The 17916-nt window shown below is 40.1% G+C and carries 15 protein-coding genes; 11 read left to right on the top strand and 4 right to left on the bottom strand.

All coding sequences use genetic code 11. The features are described 5' to 3' along the window. Both MUS1_RS08915 and MUS1_RS08910 read left to right on the top strand, forming a co-directional pair. A complete protein-coding gene (locus MUS1_RS08915; RefSeq protein ID WP_036161523.1) occupies positions 1-1431 on the top strand; it encodes a mannitol dehydrogenase family protein in 1431 nt (476 codons plus the stop codon). Between the two features lie 128 nt (positions 1432-1559). Then, on the top strand, positions 1560-2459 hold the full coding sequence (locus MUS1_RS08910; protein WP_036161520.1) for an AraC family transcriptional regulator: 900 nt from the start codon (positions 1560-1562) through the stop codon (positions 2457-2459). Positions 2460-2587: 128 nt separating this feature from the next. Here the strand turns inward: MUS1_RS08910 and xylB are convergent, their stop codons facing one another. After that, a complete protein-coding gene (xylB, locus tag MUS1_RS08905) occupies positions 2588-4075 on the bottom strand; it encodes a xylulokinase (protein ID WP_036161517.1) in 1488 nt (495 codons plus the stop codon). Positions 4076-4259: 184 nt separating this feature from the next. Between xylB and ygfZ the strand changes: the two genes are divergently transcribed. Next, a complete protein-coding gene (gene ygfZ, locus MUS1_RS08900) occupies positions 4260-5252 on the top strand; it encodes a CAF17-like 4Fe-4S cluster assembly/insertion protein YgfZ (protein ID WP_156924878.1) in 993 nt (330 codons plus the stop codon). Positions 5253-5304: 52 nt separating this feature from the next. Here ygfZ and ung read toward each other — a convergent pair whose 3' ends face one another. Both ung and MUS1_RS08890 read right to left on the bottom strand, forming a co-directional pair. Next, positions 5305-6024 (bottom strand): uracil-DNA glycosylase, encoded by a 720-nt coding sequence (gene ung / locus MUS1_RS08895; RefSeq protein WP_036161511.1) that lies wholly within the window; start codon positions 6022-6024, stop codon positions 5305-5307. 30 nt (positions 6025-6054) lie between these two features. Beyond that, the gene (locus tag MUS1_RS08890) at positions 6055-6906 is read right to left on the bottom strand and encodes a choline kinase family protein (protein ID WP_036161507.1); all 852 of its coding nucleotides are present in this window, start codon (positions 6904-6906) and stop codon (positions 6055-6057) included. Between the two features lie 118 nt (positions 6907-7024). Between MUS1_RS08890 and hexR the strand changes: the two genes are divergently transcribed. Together hexR and putP are read left to right on the top strand one after the other, a co-directional pair. Beyond that, positions 7025-7888 carry a transcriptional regulator HexR gene (gene hexR / locus MUS1_RS08885; RefSeq protein ID WP_036161505.1) on the top strand — a complete coding sequence of 288 codons (864 nt, stop codon included), beginning with the start codon at positions 7025-7027 and terminating at the stop codon, positions 7886-7888. A 375-nt stretch (positions 7889-8263) separates the two neighbouring features. Then, positions 8264-9760, top strand: a complete 1497-nt coding sequence (gene putP, locus MUS1_RS08880; RefSeq protein WP_036161502.1) for a sodium/proline symporter PutP — start codon at positions 8264-8266, stop codon at positions 9758-9760. Between the two features lie 216 nt (positions 9761-9976). Here putP and edd read toward each other — a convergent pair whose 3' ends face one another. Continuing rightward, positions 9977-11791, bottom strand: coding sequence for a phosphogluconate dehydratase (gene edd / locus MUS1_RS08875; RefSeq protein ID WP_036161957.1), 1815 nt, complete (start codon positions 11789-11791; stop codon positions 9977-9979). Between the two features lie 422 nt (positions 11792-12213). Between edd and gap the strand changes: the two genes are divergently transcribed. From gap to MUS1_RS08845, 6 genes are all read left to right on the top strand, one after another. After that, complete coding sequence (gene gap, locus MUS1_RS08870) at positions 12214-13227, top strand: type I glyceraldehyde-3-phosphate dehydrogenase (RefSeq protein WP_036161499.1); 1014 nt, start codon at positions 12214-12216, stop codon at positions 13225-13227. 81 nt (positions 13228-13308) lie between these two features. Beyond that, on the top strand, positions 13309-14757 hold the full coding sequence (gene pyk, locus MUS1_RS08865; RefSeq protein WP_036161497.1) for a pyruvate kinase: 1449 nt from the start codon (positions 13309-13311) through the stop codon (positions 14755-14757). 21 nt (positions 14758-14778) lie between these two features. Beyond that, positions 14779-15240, top strand: a complete 462-nt coding sequence (locus tag MUS1_RS08860; protein WP_051436188.1) for a methylglyoxal synthase — start codon at positions 14779-14781, stop codon at positions 15238-15240. Positions 15241-15444: 204 nt separating this feature from the next. Further along, positions 15445-15936 carry a 5-(carboxyamino)imidazole ribonucleotide mutase gene (purE, locus tag MUS1_RS08855; protein WP_036161494.1) on the top strand — a complete coding sequence of 164 codons (492 nt, stop codon included), beginning with the start codon at positions 15445-15447 and terminating at the stop codon, positions 15934-15936. A 3-nt stretch (positions 15937-15939) separates the two neighbouring features. Then, complete coding sequence (gene purK, locus MUS1_RS08850; RefSeq protein ID WP_036161490.1) at positions 15940-17004, top strand: 5-(carboxyamino)imidazole ribonucleotide synthase; 1065 nt, start codon at positions 15940-15942, stop codon at positions 17002-17004. A gap of 240 nt (positions 17005-17244) precedes the next feature. Further along, complete coding sequence (locus MUS1_RS08845; protein ID WP_036161488.1) at positions 17245-17727, top strand: Lrp/AsnC family transcriptional regulator; 483 nt, start codon at positions 17245-17247, stop codon at positions 17725-17727. Positions 17728-17916: the final 189 nt, after the last annotated feature.

Raw genomic sequence — 17916 nt, 5'->3', positions numbered from 1 at the left:
ATGTCAAACTATCTCCAAACTTCCAAGAATATGGATCAGCTTTCAGCTCAAAATTATGAAAAAGAAGCGATCCAAGCTGGAGTGGTACATTTAGGCGTCGGTGCATTCCACCGCGCTCATCAAGCGGTATATTTTGATCAACTATTAGCGAATGAAAATGAGCAAAATTGGGGAATCATTGGTGTCAACATTCGCCCACAAGACAGCCAAGCATTTTCCCGTTTTATCGAACAAGATGGTGAATACATTTTAAAAACTATGGCAGCGGATGGTGTAACGAATTACGAACACATTCGTTCTATTGTTAAACAAATCGATGGCGCACAAGCACCTGACGATGTTGACTCAGCACTTGCTGATGCCAATATCCAGTTAGTAACATCAACGGTTACTGAAGGTGGTTATTATCTTGATGAAAACCGCAAATTAATGCTCGATCACCCTGCTATTAAAGCAGACATAGAAGGTGCTCGAAATACGCTTTATGCTTTCTTGTACGCAGGCCTGAAAAAGCGCAGTGAAACATCAAAAGCGAAGATTACGCTTTTATGCTGTGACAATTTGCGCCATAACGGCGAACTTCTCCAAGCTGGATTAATGCAGTTTTTAGAAGCTAAAGAAGACGCTGAACTGGCTAACTGGATTAAACAAAACGTCTCTTTTCCTTGTTCTATGGTAGACCGCATTACGCCAAAGCCAAGTCAACAGCATGTTGATGATGTTCAATCTCGATTTGGTATTGATGACCAAATGACGGTCATGGGCGAAGACTTTATCCAGTGGGTTATTGAAGACAATTTCGCTGGCAAAAAGCCTTCTCTTGACCTAGTTGGTGCCCAGTTCGTTAAAGATGTTGTGCCTTTTGAAGAAGCTAAAATTCGTATTTTGAATGCAGGTCATACTTGCGTTACTTATCAAGCCGCCCTAAAAGGCCTGACTTATTTTGATGAAGCAATGCGTGATGATGAACTGAAGCAATATTTTGCGGACTTTATTTTACAAGACTCCATCCCTGCGATTGGCGACTCTGTGGTCGATTTACCTGCATACTTCAATATTATTATGCAGCGCTTTAGTAACGCTAACATTGGCGATACTGTGGAGCGTATCTGCACCGACGGTTACGCGAAGTTTCCAATTTTCGTTTTTCCAACGCTAGAAGGCGTTTATAAGAAAGGCGGCACACCAAGTAAAACGATTCAAGGTATCGCTAGTTGGTTTACCTTCATGCAGTTGTCGAACCAAGGGAAAATAGATACGCCTTACCATGAACCAAACAAAGCATCCCTATCTGCTTTTAGTAATGACAGCACAGGGATACAGGCTTTTGCTACAGATCGTTTTTTATGGGGTACTGTACCAATCGAATTTCCAGATTTTGTGGCACAACTCACACAAGCAATCCAGACAAACATGACTAAATATGGTTAGATAGAAGTCATCAAACTCAAGGAAGTAAGCGAATATTTTTTGCTTTCTTGGGTGTGTTTTTATAAATAATAAAAAGCAGAACAGAGCAATGGCGTAAAAATGTTTTTACCTGCTTGAGCGAGAATATTATGTCGACTACTGCCAAACGCATCACGCCTGAATATGAAATTGTTCAAGACAACGAAACCATTAGATACCTTGAGCATGGCCACCCAAGTGATCTGATTCGCTGGCATGCACATGACGACTATGAACTGCACTTTATGGTCGAAACATCCGGTAAAGTCTTTGTCGGAGACTATATTGGTAACTATTCCCCCGGACAACTTATCTTAACTGGCCCCAGACTTCCTCATAATTGGATCTGTCAAAATGATAAACAAAGCGTAGAAGTAAGAGATATGGTCATTCGCTTTGATCATGAATCTTTTTCCAATGGAATGAAAATCATACCGGAGTTAGCCGAAGTTATTCCCATGCTGGCTAGGGCAAAATCAGGTATTGAATTTTTTGACTTAGACCATGAATATTTAAAAGAAACATTTCAACGTGTTCGTGATTCGAGTGGCTTATCAAGATTAATTATCGCCTTACCACTACTACAAAAATTAGCTAAAACACCTGATTATCGCTTACTCTCAACGGTTCAGATTGATCTAAAATCCAACGAAACCTTACAGCGAAAAATAAATACAGTAGTTGATCATGTCACTCAAAACTACAATCATGATATTACGCTTTCTAGCGTTGCTGGTTTAATTGGTATGTCTGATAGCCATTTTTCACGATTTTTTAAAAAAGCCACAGGCAATCGTTTTATTGAATTTGTTAATCGTGTTCGAATCAGTCGTGCCTGTAGCTTACTAACAGAAACTGACCAGCAAATCGCAACCATTTGCTTTCAAGTTGGTTTTAATAATGTGGCCAATTTCAATCGTCGGTTTCATGAGTTAAAAGGCGTCACGCCAAGAGACTTTCGAATCCAAAGTAACATTCGTATAGAAGGCTCTATACCAATGAATCACTAAATAAACGTTTAAACTATTGAATCCTAAAGTATAAACCGTTGAATGTAATAACTAAGTTAGATAAAAAATGCCGCTATCATTATGTTGATAGCGGCATTTTTTTGCATTCAAGAAAATTCAAAACATCATTAAGACAAATTAGATAACGCCTCGTTTAAAGGTTTTGTGACGTGGTAAAGAGACTGGTAAAGTTCATACTTTCTCTGATAGTAAACTTTCATTTCTTCATCTGGCTCATGGGAAGCTAAAATATCCGGCATAGTGCAATACTCTGCTATTAGCTCCTCAATGTCTTTCCCTTGGCTTTGCTGCTCACCTAACAAAGCCAGACGTGCAGCACCTAAACCGGGCCCAACATCGCCACCATCTCGATAAATAAGGCGCTTATCCAACACATTGGCGATAATTTTTCGCCACATAGCTGAGCGTGCACCACCACCGATTAAAGACAGCTCATCCACAATACTTCCAGCGTTTGCTAATGCGTTTTGACAATCTAACAGAGAAAAAGCAACACCTTCCAACACAGACAGTGTCATGCCATTAAGGTCAGTGGCATTTGTTAAACCAACAAATTGCCCATTCGCCAAAGGGTCGTTATGTGGTGTGCGTTCTCCGTTAAGGTAAGGCAAGAATAAAACACTGGTACGCTGAAGCTCAGACTCTTCCAATGCATCTAACAATTCAGGTACGGTTTTATCAACTAACTTTGCAAACCAAGCAAGACTGTTTGCCCCGCTCAAAGTAACGCCCATTTGATGCCAACGATTTGGTAACGCATGGCAAAATGCATGCACGGTGTTTTCAGGGTTGGCTTTATGAGATTCGCTTACGGTGAAATAAACGCCCGAAGTTCCTAATGACACAAAACCTTGTCCGGCATTCGTTACACCCATACCGACGGCTCCTGCTGCATTATCGCCACCACCAGCCACAACAGGTAATTCAGGAAGGTTAAGTGCTTGCGCAGACTCTTCGGAAAGAACGCCAACAAGATCACAGCCTTCATGCACTTTAGGCATGTTCGCTTGCGTTAAGCCTGTCGCGGCCAATAAAACATCATCCCATTGGCGAGTTTCTGGATTCAACCATAATGTTCCTGCTGCATCAGAACAGTCAGATGACATAAAACCTGTTAGACGATAGGCTAAATAATCTTTAGGCAACAATACAAACGCTAACTTTTCAAAAACTTCAGGTTCATTTTCTTTTACCCAACGAATTTTAGGCGCCGTAAAACCAGGCATAACAAGGTTTCCGGATCGTTCGATAAGCTCAGGAAAGGTGTTCATTAAATCCTGACACTGCATTTGGCTACGTCCATCATTCCATAAGATACAAGGGCGGAGTACGTCACCTTGAGCATCTAATAAAGTCGCTCCGTGCATTTGTCCCGATAGCCCTATCGCTTTTAATTTGCTTAAATCCAAACGTTGATGTAGCTGCTGGATAACATCGATGCAAGCTTGCCACCAAGATAAAGGGTCTTGTTCTGACCAAGTCGCGCAGGGACTACTCACGCTCAAAGAAACAGATTCTTGCGCGAGTACGTTGCCTTTATCGTCAATGATGACGCCCTTTAACCCAGAAGTTCCTAAATCAAGACCTAAATACATGCTCTCACTCGTCTCATTAAAATTCGTTATTATTTTTACAATCCAATGCACCATTCTACACTTAAATTAACAGCTTATATGCCATAGTAAAAACGATACAAAAGATTCACATCGTTTTTTCCCGATTTTCCTTTGTATTGCTGAAATGCCAAAAATATGAGCCAAATCATTCCGTAATGAAAGATTGAAAAAACAAAAACAGTCATTACTGATAGACTACCCAGACAGCACAGTTGCGACTTTTTATGGAAATGACTTTATGACCTTACCTTACGACACAATAACTTCGTCATTACAAGGCAAAACCGCCATTGCAAGATTGCATGACATTGGGGTTTTGCGCATTACCGGCGTGGATGCAAAAAAACTTTTACAGGGTCAAATAACATGCGACATAAATAAACTGTCTTCAAGTGACGGTTTATATGGTGCCATATGCAGTATTAAAGGTCGCATTATTACGAGCTTTTATATTGTCCAAAAAGACGACGACATTCTTATACTTATGGACAGGGACTTGGTTGAAACGACATTACTGCATTTAAAAAAGTACGCTGTATTTTTTAAAACAGAATTGATCAATGATAACGATGCTTTCCATGTTTATGCTCGTGCGACGCTCAACAACATGGAGGTTGTGCCAGAAAAGTTATCAGAAACACTTCCCATTACCCATAAAAACAACATCGTTTCTATGACACTTAACCATTACCCAATTGATACACAATGGCTTATTACCGATCTCGAAAATACTTCAATTAAAGAAGAAAACAAAGAGCTAATCGCACTGTCAGCTTTAGCTGTTCGCCCTATTATTACTCAAGCTCAAAGCGAAACTGTTTTACCTCAATGGCTAAACATGCAACGTACAGGCGGCATTAGCTTTACTAAGGGTTGTTATACTGGGCAAGAAATTGTGGCCCGCATGCAATATCGTGGGAAATCCAAAAAGCAGTTGGCTTTGTTTCAATGGGAGGGCAACCTTGATACGACAAAAGAGCTTATGGACGATCAAGGCAAAAACATTGGCCATGTCTTCTCTGTTGAAAATATCCAAGGTGGACAATTAGCACAGATCATTTTAAATATTGATCCAAATGAGACAGAACACTTCTTGCTAGATGGCAAAGATATTTCAATGCTCCCGCTGCCGTATTCATTAGAAGCCACAAAGTAAAATACCCCTATACAAAAATGGCGTCCTATTCAGTTAATAGACGCCATTTTTTTCAAAGCGGAAGCATTATCTGCTCGTTTTCTTTTAATTCAGTACAGTGCTCAATAGGGCTTAACTTCCATTCTATTGATTCTTTGCCAAGTTTCTCCAAATAGGCATTTGCTTTCGAGAAATGTTGGCAACCTAAAAAACCACGATACGCGGACAAAGGAGAAGGATGAACACTTTCTAATACATAATGTTTTTGGCGATCTATATGTCGTCCTTTTTTCTGAGCATAAGCCCCCCATAACATGAAAACAACACCATTATGCTCTTCATCAATAAGCTTAATAATCCTATCCGTAAAAATCTCCCAGCCTTTATTCTGATGGGAGCCTGCTTTTCCAGCTTCAACCGTTAAAACACTGTTCAGCAATAAAACGCCCTGCTCTGCCCACTGCAGTAGATAACCGTGATTAACAGGAGAAATGCCTAAATCCGTTTCCAGCTCTTTGTAAATGTTAATTAAAGATGGCGGCACTTTAACGCCAGGCTTAACGGAAAAAGACAAGCCGTGGGCTTGGCCTTGACCGTGATAAGGATCTTGTCCAAGAATCACGACTTTTACCTTATTAAAAGGCGTCTGGTTTAAAGCCATAAAATAATCAGCCTCTTCAGGATAAATCGTACATTTTTGTTTTTCGGATTGTAAAAATTGCTCCAGAGTTTTCATGTAGTCTTTATCAAACTCATCAGCCAACCATTCATTCCAATCTGATGCTAATTCCATTGCTTCATTCTCTTTAACAGGTTCATTTATTTACACTAGAGGAAAGGGATTCAAACTTGGCGTTGTCTTGAATTCATAATAATACTCAAGTGATATTGTGTCTTCTGGTGTTAGTAGATGCTTCAGTAACAACCAAACCATCTCTCTCAATCCATACGCCTTAATATAGTCAGAGATCGCTGCAAGCGCTTCTTTCATTGGTAAATCCGGTTGATAAGAAGTAACCAACAAAGCAATTTGTCTATCATCTAAATTATGAGATTTTGCAATAACGGCAAGGTCAAACAAAGCATCACCTGCGCCAGAATACTCCCAGTCAATTAGCCAAAGCTTTTCGTCATCCATAAGAAAGTTTTTAGGATTCAGATCATTATGGCAAAGCACAGAGGGAAGAATCATTGTAGGACGAACTAACTGTTCAAAGATTGCATAAAGGTACTCATATTCAGCGCAGACTGAAATATCGTTTACACCATGCTGTTTGATCATTTTAAAGTAATGCTCAATAACATCAAAAACCAAATACTCATGCTCACTGATTGGCAAGCTATGAGCCTTAGTAAGTGTTTGAGCGATACGAACAATATCTTTATCTTGATGAACTACAGACCAATCCAAAGAATGCTGACTTACAAAATTACAAGCAACACCACCGAATTCATCATGCCAAACAACTTTTGGAGACAAACCTGCCGATGCCGCAAATTTTAGTGTGTTGATTTCATCAGAACGATTAATGAAGAAGGCAGAACAATCAATGTTTGGCACTCGCAATACGAGCTGTGGTAATTGATCCCAATGAATCAAATATACTCTATTTGAAAAGCCGTCTTTGAACTCTGTCGTTTCAATCTTAGAAGACCTTGGCAATATGCCTGCCATCTTTGAAAAATACTTATATAATGCCGTCATTTTTAATGATTTTATTGCCAGAATTGTAAGCGGCTGTCAGAATGAACAAATCAACAATCCGAGTCAATAGACAACTTGAAGCAGATAAATGAATAAACATGAAGATATTATTCGTAAGATACAAGAGCGACTGAGCACTTTAAGCAAATCTGAGCGAAAAGTAGCTGAAGCCATTCTTGCGGATCCTAAAACAACCATACATTCTAGTATCGCCAAACTTGCAGCACGAGCTCAAGTAAGCGAACCAACCGTCAACCGTTTTTGTCGTAGTCTTATTGGCAGTGGTTTTCCTGATTTTAAAGTATCCCTTGCTCAAAGCTTAGCAACAGGCACACCTTACGTAAATTTAAACGTAGAGCCAGATGATGCACCAGGTGCGGTGACAACCAAAATATTTGAAGCAGCAAAAAATAATTTAACTCGCGCTCAAGAGATTCTTCCAGAACACCTTATCAGTCGTGCTGTTGATGTTTTGGCACAAGCTCGCCGAATTGAATTTTATGGTTTGGGTGCTTCAGGTCCAGTTGCTCAAGACGCACACCATAAGTTTTTTCGTCTGAATATGCCTGTCGTCGCTTATATAGACATTCTAGTACAACGTATGGCGGCAGCAGGGACTCACCCTGGTGATGCGGTTGTCGTTATCTCCTATACAGGTCGTACATTGCCATTAATCGAAACGGCACGAGTCGCTCGCGAAGCTGGCGCTTCTGTTATAGGCATAACTAACCCTGGCTCTCCACTGACAGAGCATTGCTCAATTGTATTGCCAATTGAAGAGACTGAAGATACAGACATCTATACCCCAATGAGTTCTCGTATCGTCTATTTGACTTTAATTGATGCACTAGCAACAGGCGTTCTATTAAAACGAGGCCCTGAGTTCAACGCCCACCTTAAAAAGCTCAAACAAAGCGTGCAAGACACTCGTCTACCTAAAATCGAAAAGTAATATCTCGATGATAGAAAGGCACATTTTATGTGCCTTTCTTGTTTTGGGACTGAAGCTCTCAAAAACATTTCCTCTTACATTTTTGACTAAAGACACCGTATCGTATCTTTTTACAACTTTGTAAGAGAATTTTGAAAGATTATCCAACCTGAGCAACCTAGAATCGTCACAGGTCTTGAGATAGGCCAAAAATATTTCATTATCTTGACGGTAATGTGATTATTTTCACCGATAAATTCAACAACTACTCACAACAAAAATAATTCTCGGATGCATTGTAGATAACTATTTCATTAAGCGTTATCTACATTCAAGAAGTAACTTTAGGTTTACTAAAGGCTTCGCCATCCAAAACATTTCAATGAGGGACAAACAATGATAGAAAGCAGTTATGCAATTAGCTTTACATTCCTAGCTTACCTAGTCGTTATGCTAGGCATTGGACTATACGCTTATAAACGAACTTCAAGCTCAGAAGACTACTTCCTAGGCGGTCGATCTTTGGGCCCTTGGCCTACAGCCTTATCCGCTGGCGCATCAGATATGAGTGGTTGGTTACTACTTGGTCTACCAGGGTACGCTTTCGCAGCAGGCATGGAGTCTATCTGGATTGCCGGTGGCCTTCTTGTTGGTACATGGCTAAACTGGCTGATCTGTGCAAAACGTCTACGGACTTACAGCATAACAACAGATAACGCTCTTACACTTCCTGATTTTTTATCTAAACGATTTAATGACAAATCTAAGTTAATACAAACTATTTCAGCTTTATTCGTCTTACTTTTCTTCTTGTTTTACACAAGTTCAGGTTTAGTAGCTGGCGGTAAATTGTTTGAAACGGTGTTTGGTCTTGATTACACCTATGCCGTTATTCTGGGTACAGTCTGTGTCGTTTCTTATACTATATTCGGTGGCTTCCTTGCTGTTGCTTGGACTGATCTAGTTCAAGGTCTAATGATGAGTGCGGCTTTGGTTATCGTTCCAATCATTGCTCTAGACGGTAGTTTCTCACAACTTTCTAGCACATTAATGACTAAAAATCCTGAATTACTTAATGCTTGGACAAGTGTCAGTGGTGAGCCTCTTGGCGCTATCGCGATTATCTCTCTTGTAGCATGGGGCTTAGGCTACTTTGGTCAACCACATATCCTAGCTCGATTTAAAGCATCACGTTCAAACAAAGACATCACAACAGCTCGTCGTATTGCGGTTATTTGGACGCTATTATCTATGGCAGGCGCTTTGTTGATCGGCTTCGTAGGCATCGCTTATGTTGATGGAAACTTAGCGGGCAAGTTGGCTGATAGTGAGACCATTTTCATGGTACTTGTTAACGCTATATTCCATCCTGTTGTAGCTGGTATTTTGTTAGCGGCTATTCTAGCGGCGATCATGAGTACTGCAGACTCACAATTGCTTGTTTCTTCTTCCGCGCTAGCTGAAGACTTTTACAAACAACTATTCAATAAAAATGCGACTCAAAAACAAATCGTAAACATTGGTCGTTTTGCAGTGGTTGCTATCTCTGTGATTGCTTTGCTACTTGCCCTAAACCCTGAAAGCTCAGTACTAGGTCTTGTATCTTACGCATGGGCGGGGTTTGGTGCGGCATTTGGCCCAGCAATTCTATTGAGTTTATTCTGGCGTAACATGAACCGTAACGGTGCATTAGCCGGTATTATCATTGGTGGCGTAACTGTGGTCGTTTGGAAACAGTTGTCAGGCGGTCTCTTCGATCTGTATGAAATACTTCCAGGCTTCCTTTTCTCTACTATTGCTATCATTGTCGTAAGTTTAGCGACTGGCGCTCCAGAAGATTCAGTAACTGAGTCTTTTGATGAATATGAAAAAGCTCTAGATACAATGGAATAAGCACTAACAGAATGAATTAAGCTCTATCTATTCATTCGTGAAAAAGCCCGAATCTATTTATAAGTTCGGGCTTTTTTTTGTATCTAAAAAAATATAAACATTCAGAAAAATAAAATACCTAAAAACATTCACTGCCAAATTTTAGGCAAAAAAATGGGGCTTGAAACAAGCCCCTAAACACCATTTACTAACAAACGTTAGTAGTCAGAGGAAAGATTAATCATTAAACAAGCTACAAGCGCCTTGCTCGGCACCATTCACTAAAATACGTTGCGCACTAAATAACTCTCGCCCCATACCTTGATGAGAATCGGTTAAATCTTGTTTAGCCGCTTCTCGATTATTAAGCTCTTCATCAGAAACCATAACTGACAATGTTCCTTCGATTGCATCAAGGCGAACCATGTCACCGTCTTTGATCTTAGCAATCAAGCCGCCAGCCAGCGCTTCTGGCGTTAAATGAATGGCGGCTGGTACCTTACCCGATGCCCCAGACATACGACCGTCAGTCACTAATGCAACTTTATAACCTTGGTCCTGTAGATTACCAAGGTATGGCGTCAGCTTGTGTAATTCAGGCATACCAATTGCCTTCGGCCCTTGGAAGCGAACCACTGCAACACAATCTCGTTTAAGTTCGCCACTGGCAATGGCATCAGCAAGAGCATTTTGACAATGAAAAACAACAGCTGGCGCTTCAATAATACGGCTATCATCTTTCACTGCAGAAACCTTAATGACAGCACGACCAAGGTTACCTTTAAGCAAAGATAATCCACCTTCTTTATTGAAAGGGTCTTCAATTGGTCGAATAACATCTAGATCTAAACTTTCATTCGGACCATCACGCCAAACTAGTTTGTCACCTTCTAAGAAAGGCTCTTTTGTGTAATGAGACAACCCTTTACCAACGATAGTGTTCACATCTTCATGAAGCAATCCGCCTTTTAGTAGCTGTTTCACTAAGAACGCCATTCCGCCTGCTGCGTGGAAGTGATTAATATCAGCTTGCCCATTAGGATAAATACGTGTCATTAACGGCACAACTTTTGACAAAGCCGAAAAATCATCCCACGTAATAACAATGCCAGCTGCGCGAGCATAAGCAACAATGTGCATGGTGTGATTTGTTGAACCACCAGTTGCCAATAAACCAACAATAGAGTTAACAATACTGCGTTCGTCAATGACTTCAGACAAAGGTCGATAATCACGCCCTAGAGCCGTAATTTTAGTCGCCAGCTGAGAGGCATGGCTTGTTAGTGCGCCACGCAATGGGTCATCAGGGTTAACAAAAGATGAGCCTGGTAATTGCAGCCCCATAATCTCAACAAGCAACTGGTTTGAATTCGCTGTACCGTAAAAAGTACAGGTTCCCGCGCTATGATAAGAAGAGGATTCCGCTACAAGCAATTCTTCTCGAGTGGCTTGGCCTTGAGCATATCGCTGACGAACAGCCGCTTTTGCTGAATTTGTAATGCCTGAGCGCATAGGCCCTGCGGGAATAAATAAAGCAGGCAGATGACCAAAACGTAACGCAGCAATCAATAAACCCGGTACAATTTTGTCACAAATACCTAGGTAGATAGCGGAATCAAACATATTGTGCGAAAGAGCGATCGCTGCGCCTTGAGCAATATTGTCACGACTAAATAAGCTCAACTCCATACCATCTTGCCCCTGAGTGACACCATCACACATAGCAGGAACACCGCCCGCAAATTGTGCAACAGAGCCCATCTCTTGAACCGCTGAACGGATCTGATCAGGATAACTCTCATAAGGCTGGTGAGCAGACAACATATCATTATAAGAAGAAATGATACCGACATTTGCCTCTTCCATTAGCGTGAGCTTTTGCTTCTCTTGAGGTGCGCATGCAGCAAAGCCATGGGCTAAATTACCACATGACAACTTGCCTCGATGTGGTCCTTGTTCCTGCGCTTTTTTCATATCTTTAAGATACTGCTGACGTAAGGTTTTACTACGCTCAATGATATCGTTCGTCACTTTGGCAACAATAGGGTTCATAAATGACTCCGGTTTTAATACAGTTGCTTCTAACATCTAAGATGATCTGAATTTTATGTAATATTACTACATTTAAACTAAAATTAACCTTAAAAACTTAAAAAATTGATGAAAAACCAATATATTTTGTAATTTTTTTACAAAAAAGACGAAATCCATCTCAACTCACTAGAGAATTTTCTTTTATTCGTTAGAATAGAGCGTGTTTTGTAACATTCATAATATTAGTATAGTAAAAGTGTTTGATTATGATCAAAAAATGAGCATTTCTTAGTGAATTTCACACTAATCCTTGCTTAAAAAAACACTTTTGTAGTATTTTTACCTAATTGTAGTATTTTTTAATTATAAAAATGTTTTTCTTTATTTTATTTGCACTGAAACAGTGCAAGTGAATATTTTTCAGAAATTTAGAGGTGAGTATGACTATCAAGGTAGCTATTAACGGGTATGGACGAATTGGACGTAACACTCTTCGAGCTCTATATGAGTCTGGTAAGCGTGATCAAATCCAAATAGTAGCCATTAATGATCTTGGTGATTCTAAAACCAATGCTCATTTAACAAAATACGACACAGTTCATGGTCGTTTTGGTGAAGAAGTCACATTTGATGATGAAGCTTTGTACATTAATAAAGATAAAGTTCTGACTTTCTCTGAACGTAACCCTGCAGACCTTCCTTGGGCTGAACTTGGTATTGATGTTGTTTATGAATGCACTGGCTTTTTCACGACGAAAGAAAAAGCCAGCGCTCACATTACAGCTGGTGCTAAAAAAGTGATTATCTCTGCTCCTGGTAAAGAAGTAGATGCAACGGTTGTATATGGCGTTAACCAAGACGTATTAACATCTGACATGACGGTTATATCTAACGCATCGTGCACAACAAACTGTCTAGCGCCTGTCGCGAAACCATTAAGCGACAAATTGGGCATCGAAAGCGGTCTGATGACAACGATTCATGCTTACACAAACGATCAGCGCCTTTCTGATGTTTATCACGAAGATCTATACCGTGCCCGCGCTGCAGCAATGAACATGATTCCAAGTAAAACTGGTGCAGCTGCAGCGGTAGGCTTAGTCGTTCCTGAACTTTTAGGCAAATTTGATGGTATGTCAGTGCGTGTACCAACAATTAATGTTTCTTTGGTTGATTTAACCTTCTTAGCACCTCGTGAGACGACCGCTGAAGAAGTTAATAAAATCATTGAAGATGCGATTAAAGCAGATCCAGTGCTTGCAGAAGTATTGCATGTAAACCATGAGCCCCTTGTGTCTTCTGATTTCAATCACAGCACTTTCACTTCAAACTTCGATGCAACGCAAACGCGTGTTCAAGGTAAGTTAGTGAAAATCATGGCATGGTATGACAACGAGTGGGGATTCTCTAACCGTATGCTCGACAATACTATTGCATTGATGAACGCAAAATAATCAATATACATAAAGGCTGCTGACGCAGCCTTTATCTTTTCATATACTTCACTTCAAGCTTTCTAATTTTTGGTAAATAAAATGACTCGTAGAACTAAAATTGTTGCCACTTTAGGCCCTGCTTCAAGCTCTCCAGAAATGATCGAAAAACTCATTTTGGCTGGTGCTAACGTTTTCCGTCTTAATTTTTCTCATGGACAACCGGAAGATCATATAAATCGTGCAGAAGTTGTTCGCGCTATGGCGAAAAAGAACAACCGTCATATTGCTATTCTTGGTGACCTACAAGGGCCCAAAATACGTATCGCGCGCTTTACTAACACCAAAGTTGAACTTAAAGACGGCGCTACTTTTATTCTAGACGTTGCTTTTGACAAAAATGCTGGCGATGAAAATCGTGTTGGTATTGATTACCCTCAATTAGCAGAAGATTCAGAACCTGGTAACATTTTATTATTAGATGATGGCCGAGTAGTATTAGAAGTGCTTGAGGTTAAAGGCATGGAAGTCATCACTAAAGTTATTGTTGGCGGACCTCTATCCAATAACAAAGGCATCAACCGTCAAGGTGGTGGTCTATCCGCTGCGGCATTGACAGATAAAGACAAAGAAGACATAAAAACTGCAGCAGCATTAAAAGCAGACTACCTTGCTGTTTCATTCCCACGTAGTGCCGCAGATCTTCATGAAGCTCGTGCTCTAGCAGAAGCGGCTGGTTTGAAGGCCGGAATCGTTTCCAAAGTAGAGCGTGCAGAAGCTGTCGCTGACAATGAGACGTTAGACGCTATCATCCTAGCATCTGACGCGGTAATGGTTGCCCGTGGCGACCTAGGTGTAGAGATTGGCGATGCTGAGCTTATTGGTGTTCAGAAACACATGATCAAGCGTTGTCGTCAATTGAACCGCCCTGTTATTACAGCAACACAAATGATGGAAACAATGATCACTAGCGCAATGCCAACTCGCGCTGAAGTATTCGATGTTGCCAATGCTGTCTTAGATGGCACTGATGCCGTTATGTTATCTGCTGAAACTGCTGCTGGCAAATACCCTGAAGAAGTTATCCATACGATGAATCGCGTTTGTTTAGGCGCTGAAAAGCAACCTGCAATCAACCGCTCTAGCCACCGTCTCGATGTAACATTTACCGATATCGATGAAACAATCGCGATGTCAGCGATGTATGCAGCTAACCATTTAGAAGGTGTAAAAGCGATTATCAGCTTAACTGAGTCAGGTACGACACCACTTTTAATGTCTCGTATTAGCTCAGGTTTGCCAATTTATGCACTTTCTCCGAATCAAGCAACACTAAATAAAGTAAACCTTTATCGCGGCGTTACACCTGTATCTTTTTCTTCACAGAAGTTTAACGTAGATACTATCGTTACAGGCTTAGTTGACCATGTTAAATCTCTTAACTTGATCAAAGACGGCGACCTCGTTATTGTAACAAAAGGCGATCACCTTGTTAGCTACGGCACAACAAATATGATGAAAGTAGTCAAAGTCGGTGATGTTAAAGAATAACTAACACTGAAGGGTTATATTGTGCAGTTGCAACAAAAAACCATCACAACACCAGAGTGTAAAAACGTCGCTCTGGTGGCCCATGACAATATGAAGCCAGCACTCATAGATTGGGCAGAAAAGCATAAAGATAAACTTATCAAACATAATCTTTTAGCAACTGGTACAACTGGGAACTTAATGCAAAAGCAATTAAAAGTTCCAGTTAAATCACTGATTAGTGGCCCTCTTGGTGGAGACCAACAATTAGGAGGTTTGATTGCAGAAGGCAAAATTGATGTTCTTATTTTTTTCTGGGACCCCTTTGAGCCTATGCCACATGATCCAGATATAAAAGCTTTGCTTCGTGTTGCTGCGGTTTGGAATATCCCTATTGCTTGTAGTGTGTCATCTGCAAATTTTCTTGTTTCATCCCCTTTATTTGAAAGTGAGTTTGAACGACAAATTCCAGATTATGAAAGTTATCTAAAAGAGCGACTATAAAGTCGCTCTTTTCTTTTCAACATACGAAAATCAAACATACCTAAACCATCTCAATACTCGCTGTTTTATTCAAAATCGGCTATATTAGCGCCCATTATTATCTAATATGAATGTGTTATGCCCATTAATAATAGATATTTTATTTACCTATTCAACGTACCACCTCTCTCAACACTACGTTGGAAATCCATCAGGAGAAATGTTTTGCAAGCAGATGTCGCCCTAATAATGGGATCAAAAAGTGATTGGGGTACTATGGAAAGCGCCGCAGAAATCATGGATATCCTTGGTGTAAGCTACCACGTAGAAGTGGTTTCGGCTCATAGAACACCCGTTAAATTAGCCGAATTTTCTGAAAGTGCTGCTGATAAAGGATTCAAAGTCATTATTGGTGGTGCTGGCGGTGCTGCTCATTTACCTGGTATGGTCGCTGCTCATACACACCTTCCGGTTCTTGGTGTTCCTGTACAAAGTAAAGCTCTTAACGGAATGGACAGCTTATTATCAATAGCACAAATGCCAAAAGGTGTAGCTGTTGGGACTTTAGCAATTGGTCACGCAGGCGCATTCAATGCTGGCTTACTAGCTTGTCAAATTTTAGCCACAAGTAATCCTGAGCTAGCTGAAAAAATTAAAGTGTTTCGAACTAATCAGACAGACACTGTTTTAGCACATCCAGACCCAAGAGAGGCTTAATTTATGTCAATTCTATGGGTATTAGGAGCAGGCCAATTAGGTGCAATGCTTAAACAGGCAGGAACTCCAATTGGTGTTGATGTACGCCCTATCGATATCGAGTCCACAGATGTATTGCCTTTAAATGCAGAAGATATAGTGACTGCAGAAAGGGAAGAATGGCCAGATACAGCTGCAACAAAACAACTTGCTACACATAATAATTTTGTTAATTTAGCGACATTTCCACAACTTGCTGATCGATTAACACAAAAGCAATGGCTAGACCGCCTTAATCTAGCTACTGCACCTTGGTTTCCTGTAGAAACTGACTCTACTGCAAAATACGCCTATCAAATGTTAGGTGACCGAGTTCTAATGAAGCGCCGTCGAGGTGGTTATGATGGCAAAGGTCAATATTGGCTCAAAGAATCAGAGTTAACAGAAATACCAGACGATTGGAAAGGACAAGCAATCGCAGAGCAGGCCATCAATTTTGATGAAGAAGTATCGTTAGTAGGTGTACGCGGTAGAAATGGAGAAAAATATTTTTACCCTCTTACCCTCAACTTACATATCAATGGCATCTTATACGCATCCATATCTCCATTAGAACGACTTAAACCTCTGCAAACTAAAGCGGAAAAAATGCTAAGCAAACTAATGGATACTTTAGATTATGTCGGCGTGATGGCAATGGAATGCTTTCGTGTGGGAGACAACCTACTTATCAATGAGCTTGCACCACGAGTCCATAACAGCGGACACTGGACCCAAGCTGGTTCAAGTGTATCTCAATTTGAAAACCATGTACGCGCCGTTACAAACCTCCCACTAGCTCCTTCAGAAATAAAAAACCAAAGTATGATGGTAAACCTCATAGGTGTAGATTTAGACCATGAATGGCTTAAAATTAAAGGCCTAGAGCTTCATTGGTATGGAAAAGAGGTTCGACCTGGAAGAAAAGTAGGCCATTTGAATTTTTGTTCAAATGATAAAAATTTACTTCAGAGCGCTTTAAAAGAACTAAACCTTCCAGAACCCTACTCTGAAGCCATCAATTGGATGACTGAAAATCTTCCAAAATAATTCAACTCACTTCGTAGATATAATGCCACTGCAATCATTAACAGTGGCATTTCTTTCAAAGTCTATTCCTCATTATAAATATCCATCGATTTAGATTTGAATTATGCAAAAAAATGTCTAAAAATTAGCAATTCTAATGCTTTTTAACTTGTTTCCTTTACAAAACCCATTATTCTAAATGTTCTAATGAAAAGTATAAAAACATAACAGCACAATTTAGATGCTGGAAAGGAATATTGAATGAACAATATAGAATTAGATAGTTATGATTGGCGACTACTTAAAGCACTCCAATCTAATGCGAGGCTAAGTAATGTTGCACTTTCAGAACAAGTAAACCTATCTCCTTCCCAATGCTCACGACGCTTACAAAGACTTGAACAAAACAACTTAATTGAAGCATATTGCACTCAATTAAACGCCAGTGAATTAGGTTATCAGGTAACCGCCTTTATCAATATAATGCTAGATAAAACAAAAAACGGCTCTGATATTTCTTTTAAAACAGCAATAGCAGATATGCCTAAAGTATTAGAATGCTATTCAGTAAGTGGCGAAGCTGATTACTGGTTACGAGTCATAAGTGAAGATCTACCTTCCTTATCAATGTTTTTAAATGACACTATTTCTGAATTACCAAGTGTACGAGAAATAAGCTCAACCCTAGTTCTCAGTCGTATTAAATATTCCACCTCTTTTCCTTTACCTAATTTAATTTCTTAAGCGTATTTTAGAATAAATTAAGTTTTAAAATTCTTATTTTACCATTGCACAATGAATTTAATCTCGATAAAGCATTATTCAGACAGAGGGCAAAAGGGCTTGCCTTAGCCTCCAGGAAGGAGACTCTGTCACTTTTTAGGGACAAACCAATGCTACAAGAATGTAGCAGGAAAAACTCTTTTCTTACGT

This window comes from Marinomonas ushuaiensis DSM 15871 (assembly GCF_000521805.1).
In the GTDB taxonomy this organism is placed as follows: domain Bacteria; phylum Pseudomonadota; class Gammaproteobacteria; order Pseudomonadales; family Marinomonadaceae; genus Marinomonas; species Marinomonas ushuaiensis.
This window is presented reverse-complemented; position numbering and strand designations above follow the sequence as displayed.